Annotated in this window: 10 protein-coding genes; 8 read left to right on the top strand and 2 right to left on the bottom strand. The window is 66.8% G+C overall.

All coding sequences use genetic code 11. The annotated features are described in order from the left end of the window. From DU475_RS21620 to DU475_RS21600, 5 genes are all read left to right on the top strand, one after another. The coding region (locus DU475_RS21620) for a ComF family protein (RefSeq protein ID WP_164633288.1) at positions 1-382 on the top strand (382 nt) is incomplete at its 5' end. A gap of 41 nt (positions 383-423) precedes the next feature. Continuing rightward, complete coding sequence (gene grxC, locus DU475_RS21615; protein ID WP_013500476.1) at positions 424-699, top strand: glutaredoxin 3; 276 nt, start codon at positions 424-426, stop codon at positions 697-699. After that, positions 696-1571, top strand: a complete 876-nt coding sequence (locus DU475_RS21610) for a carbon-nitrogen hydrolase family protein (RefSeq protein WP_164633287.1) — start codon at positions 696-698, stop codon at positions 1569-1571. The genes grxC and DU475_RS21610 overlap by 4 nt, the downstream gene beginning before the upstream one ends. Beyond that, positions 1568-2062, top strand: a complete 495-nt coding sequence (locus tag DU475_RS21605) for a DUF1178 family protein (RefSeq protein WP_013500478.1) — start codon at positions 1568-1570, stop codon at positions 2060-2062. Before DU475_RS21610 ends, DU475_RS21605 begins: the two co-directional genes overlap by 4 nt. Positions 2063-2285: 223 nt before the next feature. Further along, positions 2286-2723, top strand: coding sequence for an EamA family transporter (locus DU475_RS21600; RefSeq protein WP_164633286.1), 438 nt, complete (start codon positions 2286-2288; stop codon positions 2721-2723). Here the strand turns inward: DU475_RS21600 and DU475_RS21595 are convergent, their stop codons facing one another. Further along, entirely contained in the window at positions 2724-3623 is a 900-nt protein-coding gene (locus DU475_RS21595) for an EamA family transporter (RefSeq protein ID WP_164633285.1), read from the bottom strand. A 159-nt stretch (positions 3624-3782) separates the two neighbouring features. Between DU475_RS21595 and DU475_RS21590 the strand changes: the two genes are divergently transcribed. Continuing rightward, on the top strand, positions 3783-4607 hold the full coding sequence (locus DU475_RS21590) for an MBL fold metallo-hydrolase (protein ID WP_164633284.1): 825 nt from the start codon (positions 3783-3785) through the stop codon (positions 4605-4607). Between the two features lie 104 nt (positions 4608-4711). Here the strand turns inward: DU475_RS21590 and ubiG are convergent, their stop codons facing one another. Continuing rightward, complete coding sequence (ubiG, locus tag DU475_RS21585; RefSeq protein ID WP_013500482.1) at positions 4712-5473, bottom strand: bifunctional 2-polyprenyl-6-hydroxyphenol methylase/3-demethylubiquinol 3-O-methyltransferase UbiG; 762 nt, start codon at positions 5471-5473, stop codon at positions 4712-4714. A gap of 208 nt (positions 5474-5681) precedes the next feature. Here ubiG and DU475_RS21580 point away from each other — a divergent pair, with 208 nt between their 5' ends. Together DU475_RS21580 and ptsP are read left to right on the top strand one after the other, a co-directional pair. Next, the gene (locus tag DU475_RS21580) at positions 5682-6935 is read left to right on the top strand and encodes an aspartate kinase (protein ID WP_013500483.1); all 1254 of its coding nucleotides are present in this window, start codon (positions 5682-5684) and stop codon (positions 6933-6935) included. Between the two features lie 330 nt (positions 6936-7265). Beyond that, positions 7266-9455: phosphoenolpyruvate--protein phosphotransferase (gene ptsP / locus DU475_RS21575; protein ID WP_164633283.1), on the top strand; the 2190-nt coding region annotated here is incomplete at its 3' end.

Below are 9455 nucleotides of genomic sequence, written 5' to 3'. Positions count from 1 at the left end.
CGCCGATCTGCTGGTGCCGGTGCCGCTGCATTGGCGGCGCGGTTTCTCGCGCCGCTACAATCAATCCGGCGTGCTCGCGCAGGTGATCGGCCGGCAGGCCAAGCTGCCGGTGGCGGTCGAGGCGCTGCAGCGGGTGCGGCCGACCGCGCATCAGATCGGGTTGTCGCGGTCCGAGCGAGCCGCCAATGTGCAGGGAGCGTTCAAGGTTCCGAAGCACCGTAAGGCCGAGATTCACGGGCGGCGGATCGTGCTGATCGACGACGTGCTGACCTCGGGCGCCACCGTCGATGCCTGCGCCCGCGCGCTGCTCCGGGCGAGGGCGGTCTCGGTCGAGGTGCTGGTCTTCGCGCGGGTTGTCGATACGCTGAAATCCCCCATATAATCCGCTCCTTGCGCCCATCCTCGGCAACCAACGGAGCCTGAATGCCCGCAGCGATCGAAATCTTCACGCGCCCCGGCTGCGGCTATTGCAGCGCTGCCAAGTCGTTGCTCGACCGCAAGAAGGCGGCCTTCACCGAGTACAATGTCGCGGCTGATCCGGGCTACAGGGTGAAGATGGACGAGCGCGCCGGCCCCGGCGCGACCTATCCGCAGATCTTCATCGGCGACACCCACGTCGGCGGCTGCGACGATCTCTACGCACTCGATCGCGAGGGCAAGCTCGATGCGCTGCTCGCCGGCGAAAAGGCAGCGACATGACTGAAGCGGTGCCGTTCAATGCCGCCCTGGTGCAGATGCGCAGCGGCCTCACCCCCGAGCCCAATCTCGAGCAGGGCATCCGGCTGATCCGCGAGGCGGCCGCGGCCGGCGCCGACTACGTGCTCACCCCCGAGGTGAGCAACATGATGCAGCTCAACCGTGAAGCGCTATTTGCCCAGCTCGCCGACCAAGACAGCGACGCTTCGTTGAAGGCGTATCGCGAGCTGGCACGCGAGCTGAACATCCATCTGCACATCGGCTCGCTGGCGCTGCGCGCCTCGCCGGAGCGCGCGGTCAACCGCTCGTTCCTGATCGGCCCGGACGGCACGATCCTGGCGAGCTACGACAAGATCCACATGTTCGACATCGATCTCGGCAATGGCGAGAGCTACCGGGAGTCGGCGAACTACCAGCCCGGCGAGACCGCGGTGATCTCCGATCTGCCGTGGGGCCGGATCGGCCTGACGATCTGCTACGACGTGCGGTTTCCAGCGCTGTACCGGGCGCTGGCGGAAGCCGGCGCGTCGTTCCTCACGGTTCCGGCGGCCTTCACCAAGCCGACCGGCGAGGCGCATTGGCACGTGCTGCTGCGGGCCCGCGCGATCGAGAACGGCTGCTTCGTGTTCGCCGCGGCGCAGGGCGGCCTGCACGAGAACAAGCGCGAGACCTTCGGTCATTCGCTGATCATCGATCCGTGGGGCGTGGTGTTGGCCGAAGGCGGCATCGAGCCCGGCTTCATCATGGCGCGGATTGATCCGGCCGAGGTGACGAAAGCGCGCGGCAAGATCCCGTCGCTGCAGCACGGCCGCCGCTTCACCGTCGCCGATGGCAATGCGGGCCCCGGCCATCTGCATCTGGTCCGGCAGTCATGATCCGCTACAGCCTGCGCTGCGACAAAGGGCATGTGTTCGAGAGCTGGTTTCAGAGCTCGTCGGCCTACGATTCCCAGGTTCGGCGCAAGCTGGTGAGCTGCCCGCAATGCGATTCGGTGAAAGTCGAAAAGGCGATCATGGCGCCGCAGATCGTCGGCAAGAAAGGCCGCGGCCGCGCGCCCGAGCCGGCCGCCGCCGACCCCGCCGCGACCAACCTTCCGGCCGAGGCTGCTTCTGCAAATTCGCCGACGCCGCTGCTGATGGCGCAGGAGCGTGAACTGCGCGCCAAGCTGAAGGAACTCCGCGACCACATCGTCAAGACCGCCGACAATGTCGGAGAACGCTTCCCCGAGCAGGCGCGCGCCATGCACTACGGCGATATCGAGCACCGCCCGATCTACGGCGAGGCGTCGCCGACCGAGGCCAAGGCGCTGATCGACGAAGGCATCGAGGTGGCGCCGCTGCCGGTGCTGCCGGACGATCGGAACTAACCGCAATGAGGTGCGCCTCTCGCCAGGAAGGCGCGCGACTTAGCCTCTCCCCGCGTGCGGGGAGAGGTCGGTTCGCATCGTTAGATGCGGACCGGGTGAGGGGGCGTCTCCTCACAGTCGAGAGACAGCTATGCGTGTCGCCCCTCACCCCAACCCTCTCCCCGCAAGGGCGGGGCGAGGGAGTTCGCTGCCGATGTGGCGACCGCACCGAACGATCTTGCCGATGAATCCCGATACTCTCTTGTCCTGGCAATTCTGGGCGGTGCTGTCGGCGGTGTTCGCGGCGCTGACGGCGATCTTTGCCAAGGTCGGCGTGGCGGACATCAATTCGGATCTCGCCACTTTCATCCGGACCGTGGTGGTGCTCGTGGCACTCGGCGGGTTGCTGGCGGCAACCGGAAAGCTGGTCACGGACGGGCCGATCAGTGGCAAGACCTGGCTGTTCCTGATCCTGTCCGGGCTGTGCACCGGGGCGTCGTGGCTGTGCTACTTCCGGGCGCTGAAGCTCGGGCCTGCCAGCCTGGTGGCGCCGATCGACAAGCTCAGCGTAGTGCTGGTGGTGGTGTTCGGCGTGCTGTTTCTCGGCGAGCGGCCGTCCGGCACCGAGTGGATCGGGATCGCGCTGATCGCCGCCGGCGCGGTGATCATCGCGCTGAAGTAATCACACTGCGACCAGCAGCGCGACGCCGAGCACGATCAGGACGATGCCGGCGACCTCGCGCGGCGCCGCCGGCTGCTTGAACGAGTAGTAGGCTACGGCCTGCGCGAACAGCACTTCGATCAGCGCCAAAGTGCGAACGTTGGCGGCGGCGGTGAGCGCAAACGCCAGGAACCAGAATTGCGATGCCGCCGCGCCAATGAAACCGGCCAGCATCGACGGTCGCCACAATCTCAGGATGTCGCGCAGCACCTGCGGCGCCCGCGCCAGCAGGTAGATGGTCAGGACCAGCGTCTGGACCCCGAGTGCGAACACCAGCGTGAAGGTCGCGGCGGTGACGAAGGTGACATTCGGCACCACGATGATCGCGCCGCGAAACCCGACTGCCGACAGCGCAAAGGCCGCCGCAGCGCCCAGCCCGAGCAGCGTCGGCCGCAGGCTGACGAGGCCGCGGGCGGCGCCCGGGCGCAGCGCTGTGACGACGACGCCGACGGTCGCGATCAGGATCGCCACGACCTTCCACAGGTTCAGGTGATCGCCGAGAAACACGAAGCCGAAGATCGCGGTCTGGATAGCCTCGGTCTTCAGATACGCGGTGGTGACCACGAACGAGCGTTCGTTCATCGCCGCCAGCATCATCCCGGTGGCGGCAATCTGCGACAGTGCGCCGAGCAGCAGCCACGGCCAGAAATCGAGGCCCGGCCACGGCATCGCATCGCCGGTCGCCGCCAATACGCCGGCGAAGAACAGCAGCGAGAACGGGAAGCCGAACAGGAACCGGATATTGGTGGCGCCCCAGGTGCCGAGCGGTCCGGTCAGCGAACGCTGCATCGCGTTGCGCGCGACCTGGCCGAGCGCAGCGACGAGCGTGAAAGGAATCCAGAGCGAGACGACGGTGAACATGGCACGGGTGGCAGGAGGGACGCCGCACCCTCGGCGATCCGGTCCGCAGCGGTCAACCGGAACCCGATCATGCCTGCATTGCGGGATGCCGGTTTGCCGCTAAACTCCGCGAGCAGGTCGCAAGGACGATCGTCGCAATGGCTTCCGAGGGAGCATCGCATGACGCGGACCTTGAAGTGGATCGTGGTCGCGCTGGTTGCCGCCTTGGGATCGGCGGTGGCCGCTTCGGCGCAGGACGGCTTTCGCGGCAGCGAGTGTCTGGCGATGGCGCAGGCGCCGCTGCGGGCGACACCGGTCAGTCTACGGCGGGCCGTATCGGCCGAGCAGGTGCTGATCACCTATCGCGGCCATTCGACCTACACGATCGAGACCCCGGGCGGGGTGATGGTCGCGACCGACTACAGCGGCAGCTACGATACCGGGCGCACTCCCGACGTCGTCACCATGAATCGGGCGCATTCGACCCACTACACGCTGGCTCCTGACCCGGCGATCACCCACGTGCTGCACGGCTGGGGCGAGAACGGTCAGGCGGCGAACGTCCGGCTGCGGGTCGGAGACCTGCTGATCCGCAACGTGCCCACCGACATCCGCCGTTTCCGCTTCGACGACGGGTCCGGCGGCATGATCAAGGACGGCAATTCGATCTTCATCTTCGAGGTCGCCGGGCTGTGCATCGGGCATCTCGGCCACCTGCACACCACGCTCGACGACAGCCACATCGCCGCGATCGGCCGGCTCGACATCGTGATGGTGCCGATCGACGGCAGCTACACGCTGTCGCTCGAAGGCATGTCGGACATCACCCGGCGTCTGCGCGCCTCGGTGGTGCTGCCGATGCACCGCTTCATGACGCCGCTGGAGGACTTCGTGCAGCGTATCGGCGGCTCGTTCGCGATCGATCAGCGCAGCGAACGTAGCTTGCGGATCTCGCGCGACACGCTGCCGGGCACGCCGACAGTGATCATCTTGAAGGGTGTGTGAGGATCGTAGGGTGGGTCAGGCGCGTAGCGCCGTAACCCACCATCTTCGGATCGCGGTGTGGAATCGGTGGGTTACGCGCTGCGCGCTAACCCACCCTATGGTTTCTACGGCGCCGGCTCGGCGACCATCATGTAGTTCACGTCCATGTCGGGCGACAGCTTCCAGCGGTCGGCGAGCGGATTGAAGACCAGGCCGGACTGTTCGGTGACGGTGAGCTTGAGCCGGTTGAGGTGCTGCTCCAGCTCGGCCGGGGTGACGAACTTGTCCCATTGATGGGTGCCGCGCGGCAGCCAGCGCATCACATATTCGGCGCCCACGATGGCGAGCGCGAAGCTCTTCCAGTTGCGGTTCAGCGTCGCCACCACCATGATTCCGGTCGGCTTCACCAGCGCGGCGCAGCGCGACAGGAACGCGCCGACGTCGGTGACGTGCTCGATCACCTCCATCGCCAGCACGATGTCGAAGCGCTCACGCGGGTCGATGTCCTCGACCATGACGTTGCGGTAGTCGATCGCCAGATGCGACTTGTCGGCGTGCAGTCTGGCGGCGGCGATATTGGTGGCGGAGGGGTCGATCCCGATCACCTGGGCGCCGAGCCGGGTGAACGGTTCGCAGAGCAGGCCGGCGCCGCAGCCGATGTCCAGCATCCGCAGCCCCTCGAGGCAGCTCAGGCTCTTGGCGTTGCGCTCGAATTTGCGGCAGGCGGCGTCGCGGATGAAGCTGATCCGCAGCGGGTTGATCCGGTGCAGCGGAGCCATCCGCCCCGTGGGGTCCCACCACTCGGCCGACAGTTTTGAGAATTTCGCGATCTCGGCCGGATCGACGGTCGAGGCCGGCTGGCCGGTGGACTCGGGTTGCAGTGCCATGGGGTGCGCGGTGCTCCTCAATGTCCGTGCCTGTATGTCCGTGCCTGTCCGCCCCCGGCAGACGCCCGGGGCGGGTTGCGCAGGTTCCGCGGCTGCAATGCCCTTGCTTGCCCGAAACCGCGCCGCTGTGTATACGCGCCACGCGGCTCCCGCCTGACGGATTCCGCGCCATCAATACTCGTTGTCTGCAAGGATTGCACTATTCGTCATGGGCCGGCTGGTGATGAAATTCGGCGGCACGTCCGTCGCCAATATCGAGCGCATCCAGAACGTCGCGCGCCATGTCAAACGCGAGGTCGACGCCGGCCACGAGGTTGCCGTGGTGGTGTCGGCGATGTCCGGCAAGACCAACGAGCTGGTGGCCTGGTGCACCGAAGCCTCGCCGTTGCACGACGCCCGCGAATACGACGCGGTCGTGGCGTCCGGCGAACAGGTGACGTCGGGGCTTCTTGCAATTGCGCTGCAATCGCTCGGTATTCAGGCCCGGTCCTGGCAGGGCTGGCAGATCCCGATCCGCACCAGCGACGCCCATGCGTCGGCCCGGATCGTCGAGATCGACGGCAGCGAAATCATCAAGCGCTTCACCGAGCGCAAGGAAGTGGCGGTGATCGCCGGTTTCCAGGGCATCCACGCCGAAACGTGCAGAATCACCACCCTCGGCCGCGGCGGCTCCGACACCTCGGCGGTGGCGATCGCGGCGGCGCTGAAGGCCGATCGCTGCGACATCTACACCGATGTCGACGGCGTCTATACGACCGATCCCCGCGTGGTGCCGAAGGCGCGCCGGCTCGACAAGGTGTCGTTCGAAGAGATGCTGGAGTTGGCCTCGCTCGGCGCCAAGGTGCTGCAGGTCCGCTCGGTCGAGCTCGGCATGGTGCACAACATGCCGATCTTTGTCCGCTCCAGTTTCGACAAGCCCGAAGATATCGATCCGCACGGCACGCCGCCGGGCACGCTGATCAGCAGCGAGGAGGACTCCATGGAGAACCACGTCGTCACCGGCATCGCCTTTTCCAAGGATGAGGCGCAGATCTCGGTGCGCCGGATCGAGGACAAGCCGGGCGTGGCGGCGTCGATCTTCGGACCGCTGGCGGATGCCAACATCAACGTCGACATGATCGTCCAGAACGTCTCCGAAGACGGCAAGACCACCGACCTGACTTTCACGGTGCCGGCCTCCGACTTTGCTCGCGCCAAGCAGACCATCACTTCGGCGCAGGACAAGATCGGCTACGCCCGATTCGACAGCGAGACCGACGTCGCCAAGGTGTCGGTGATCGGGTCGGGGATGCGCAGCCATGCCGGCGTTGCCGCCCAGGCGTTCGCGGCGCTCGCCGCCCGCAACATCAACATCCGCGCCATCACCACCTCGGAGATCAAATTCTCGGTGCTGATCGACGCCGCCTACACCGAACTGGCGGTGCGGACGTTGCATACGCTCTATGGGTTGGATCAAGCTTAGAATAATTTTTCGGTGATTTAGAAGCGCGTGCGGCGGTTTTGTCGGGCGCGGCTGGCAGGCGTTTTGCTTGGCAAATCAAGCCTCAATTCGCTATACGGCCTGAACGGCGCGTGCGCCGACGGGGCGGCTGGCAGAGCTGGTCTTGTTGCGTTTGCGAAGGCTCGGCGGCGGCTGTCCGAATGTCGGGTTCGGCCGTTCGTGCGGGTTCGGCCGGGGCCGGGGCGATCGGCGACCGGCCCGGCCCGACATCGGGCGGTGAATATCTTTAGAGCTTTTCCGCTGGCGCTGCGGCGCGCCCGAGGGCAAGGCTCGCAGAGGAGATTGCGACACATGCGGAGCACGTCGGGTGGTCCCCGCGTCTTGCTGAGACGGCTCCGCGAAACCATGGCGGAGCAGGTCTCCGCGCAGGAACGCCTCGACAAGATCGTGGTGCTGATCGCGGCCAACATGGTGGCCGAAGTGTGCTCGGTCTATGTGCTGCGCATCGACAACACTCTCGAGCTCTACGCCACCGAAGGTCTGAACCGCGAAGCGGTGCACCAGACCGTGCTGAACGCCCACGAAGGTCTGGTCGGCCTGGTCGCCTCGGAGGCGACGCCGCTCAACCTGTCGGATGCGCAGAGCCATCCGGCGTTCTCGTTCCGACCGGAGACCGGCGAAGAAATCTACCACTCGTTCCTCGGCGTGCCGATCCTGCGCGCCGGCAACACCCTCGGCGTGCTGGTGGTGCAGAACCGCGCCAAGCGCACCTATGTCGAGGAAGAGGTCGAGGCGCTGCAGACCACCGCGATGGTGCTGGCGGAGATGATCGCCTCGGGCGAACTCTCGGCGCTGGCCCAGCCCGGCGCCGAGCCGGCCGCGCGGCACTCGATCCACAAGACCGGGGCGGTGCTGTCCGACGGCATCGCGCTCGGCCATGTCGTGCTGCACGAGCCGCGCGTGGTCATCACCAATTACATCGCCGAAGACCTGCCGAAGGAGATCAAGCGGCTCGACACTGCGCTGGCGAAGCTGCGCGCCGACCTCGACCGGATGCTGGAGCGCGGCGACTTCGCCGAAGGCGGCGAACATCGCGACGTGCTCGAAGCCTATCGGATGTTCGCCAACGACCACGGCTGGTCGCACAAGCTGCACGAGGCGGTCGCCACCGGCCTCACGGCCGAAGCCGCAGTCGAGCGCGTGCAATCGGACACCCGCGCGCGGATGCTGCGCTCGACCGATCCGTATTTGCGCGACCGGCTGCACGACCTCGAAGACCTCGGCCATCGGCTGATGCGCCAGCTCGTCGGCCAGGATCATGCGCCATCGCGCGAGCAGCTTCCCGACAACGCCATCCTGATCGCGCGCTCGATGGGCCCGGCGGCGCTGCTCGACTACGACCGCAAGCGATTGCGCGGCCTGGTGCTGGAAGAGGGGACCGCCAACTCGCACGTCTCGATCGTGGCGCGTGCCCTCGGCATCGCCGCGGTCGGCGAGGTGCCGAACGCGCCGGGCATCGCCGACCCGGGCGACGCCATCATCGTCGACGCCACCTCCGGCTCGATCTATGTGCGCCCCTCGGCGGAGATCGAATCGGCCTATGCCGAGCGGGTGCGTTTCCGGGCTCGGCGTCAGGCGCAGTATTCGGCGCTGCGCGATCTGCCCTGCGCCACCAAGGACGGCCAGCCGATCGACCTGATGATCAATGCCGGCCTGACCATCGACCTTCCGCATATCGAAGACACCGGCTCGTCGGGCATCGGCCTGTTCCGAACCGAGCTGCAATTCATGGTCGGGCAGAGCCTGCCGCGCTCATCCGATCAGCTCGCGCTGTATCGCGCCGTGCTTGACGCGGCCGGCACCAGGCCGGTGACTTTCCGCACCCTCGACATCGGCGGCGACAAGGCGCTGCCCTATATGGAAACGGTGGTCGAGGAGAACCCGGCGCTGGGCTGGCGCGCGATCCGGCTCGGGCTCGACCGGCCCGGCCTGCTGCGCAGCCAGATTCGGGCGCTGCTGCGGGCCGCCGCCGGGCGTTACCTGCGGGTGATGTTCCCGATGATCTCGGAGGTCGCCGAGTTCGACGCCGCCAAGAGCATCGTCGAGCGCGAGCTGACCTATCTGCGCCAGCACGGCCATACGCTGCCGGAACGGGTGGACGTCGGCACCATGCTGGAAGTCCCGGCACTGCTGTATCAGCTCGACGAGCTGTTCAAGCGCGCCGACTTCGTCTCGGTCGGGTCCAACGACCTGTTCCAGTTCCTGTTCGCGGTCGATCGCGGCAATTCGAAAGTGTCGGAGCGGTTCGACACGCTGTCGGCGCCGATCCTGCGGGCGCTGCGCGACATCGTCCGCAAGGCGCGCGCGGCGAAGCGCTCGTTGTCTCTATGCGGCGAGATGGCGTCGCAGCCGCTGGCGGCGCTGGCGTTGATCGCGATCGGCTACCGCTCGCTGTCGGTGTCGGCGCTGGCGCACGGCCCGGTCAAGGCGATGATTCTCGGCCTCGATCTCGCCAAGGCCGAGGCGATGATCGGGCCGCTG

Origin of the sequence: Rhodopseudomonas sp. WA056 (assembly GCF_010906995.1) — a bacterium.
In the GTDB taxonomy this organism is placed as follows: domain Bacteria; phylum Pseudomonadota; class Alphaproteobacteria; order Rhizobiales; family Xanthobacteraceae; genus Rhodopseudomonas; species Rhodopseudomonas palustris_G.
This window is presented reverse-complemented; position numbering and strand designations above follow the sequence as displayed.

Excerpts from the sequence above, each read along its gene's own strand:
- grxC (WP_013500476.1), top strand. The coding sequence starts at position 424 with ATGCCCGCAGCGATCGAAATCTTCACGCGCCCCGGCTGCGGCTATTGC.
- DU475_RS21610 (WP_164633287.1), top strand. The coding sequence starts at position 696 with ATGACTGAAGCGGTGCCGTTCAATGCCGCCCTGGTGCAGATGCGCAGC.
- DU475_RS21605 (WP_013500478.1), top strand. The coding sequence starts at position 1,568 with ATGATCCGCTACAGCCTGCGCTGCGACAAAGGGCATGTGTTCGAGAGC.
- DU475_RS21600 (WP_164633286.1), top strand. The coding sequence starts at position 2,286 with ATGAATCCCGATACTCTCTTGTCCTGGCAATTCTGGGCGGTGCTGTCG.
- DU475_RS21595 (WP_164633285.1), bottom strand. The coding sequence starts at position 3,623 with ATGTTCACCGTCGTCTCGCTCTGGATTCCTTTCACGCTCGTCGCTGCG.
- DU475_RS21590 (WP_164633284.1), top strand. The coding sequence starts at position 3,783 with ATGACGCGGACCTTGAAGTGGATCGTGGTCGCGCTGGTTGCCGCCTTG.
- ubiG (WP_013500482.1), bottom strand. The coding sequence starts at position 5,473 with ATGGCACTGCAACCCGAGTCCACCGGCCAGCCGGCCTCGACCGTCGAT.
- DU475_RS21580 (WP_013500483.1), top strand. The coding sequence starts at position 5,682 with ATGGGCCGGCTGGTGATGAAATTCGGCGGCACGTCCGTCGCCAATATC.